Source organism: Phytoactinopolyspora endophytica (assembly GCF_004138495.1).
Classification (GTDB): Bacteria; Actinomycetota; Actinomycetes; order Jiangellales; family Jiangellaceae; genus Phytoactinopolyspora; species Phytoactinopolyspora endophytica.
This window is the reverse complement of the sequence record NZ_ML142882.1, coordinates 29,160-30,203: the sequence shown is the minus strand read 5'-3', so window position 1 is coordinate 30,203 and position 1,044 is coordinate 29,160. Positions and strand designations below refer to the sequence as shown.

Here is a 1,044-nt window from a genome sequence, read left to right as displayed (position 1 = left end):
CAAGATCGAGTCACTGATCGCGTCCGCCATCTTGTCCGGGTGACCCTCGGTCACCGACTCACTCGTAAACAAACGCCGATATGCCATTCCTGATTCACTCTCTTCTGTCGTCACGGATGCGCTGAGCCGCGCCGGTCAAGCTGCGTTCGTACGGACGCCCGCCCTCGAATATCGGACGGGCGCCTTCTCTCTTCCTACTGACGCGCGATGATGATGCCCCAGGCCAGGTTTCCGGCATGTCCGCCATCCACCCAGTTCTTCAGGCCTGCCTTCATCCGCTCCTGATACTCGATGCTGACCTGCCCGTCCAGCTCCGACGCGCGGCTCTCCAGCTCGTTCAGCACGCGTCCATAGTGCTGCGGCAGCTGGTCGCTCTCATCGCGGAACTCGATCGAACCGAGACCGAGGCGGTTGAGCTCACGACGGTAGAAGCCGGGCGAGCCCATGGTGTCCAGCTGCAGCCTCGCCAGAATCGGCTCCAGAGCGCCGGTCGGGCAGTTATCCGAAGCCATCGGGTCGGTGAAGATCAGCGCGCCGTTCGGCCGAAGCACACGGACCGCTTCCTCGAGCACCCGGACACGGTCACCGCTGTGCAGGAACGCATCCTGAGACCACACGATGTCGTACGAGTTGTCTTCGAACGGCAGGTCTTCGAACGAACCGTCGACCACCTCGATCAGATGGTCGACATCCTGCTCCCGGTTCATCTTCCGGTTGCGCTCATTCTCGAGCTCGCTCAGGTTGAGGCACGTCACCTTGCAGCCGAACGTCTTGGCCAGATAACGCGCAGACCCACCGTATCCGGCTCCGACATCAAGGATCTTGGTGTCGGCGTCGAGCTTGAGCTCCGCCGCCATGTTCTCGACTGTGCGGCGGCTCGCGGAGCCGATGTCCTCGCCGGGTGTCAGATACGTACCGACGTGGATGTCCTCGCCGCCCCAGATGATGGCGTAGAAGTTGTCCGCGTCTTCGGAGTTGTAGTAGTCACGAGCCACATGGACGGGCGCCGAGTAGAGCTCGGTCAGCTCCTCGTCCGGCCGGTAA

2 protein-coding genes are annotated in these 1,044 nt (G+C 62.4%); both read right to left on the bottom strand.

Features of this window, described 5'->3' with window-relative positions:
• Positions 1-87, bottom strand: an 87-nt coding sequence (locus ELR45_RS33575) for an S-adenosylmethionine synthetase N-terminal domain-containing protein (RefSeq protein ID WP_165368325.1), incomplete at its 3' end; no start/stop codon positions are given.
• 107 nt (positions 88-194) lie between these two features.
• A partial coding sequence (locus ELR45_RS40075; protein WP_205857789.1) for an SAM-dependent methyltransferase occupies positions 195-1,044 on the bottom strand: 850 nt, incomplete at its 5' end.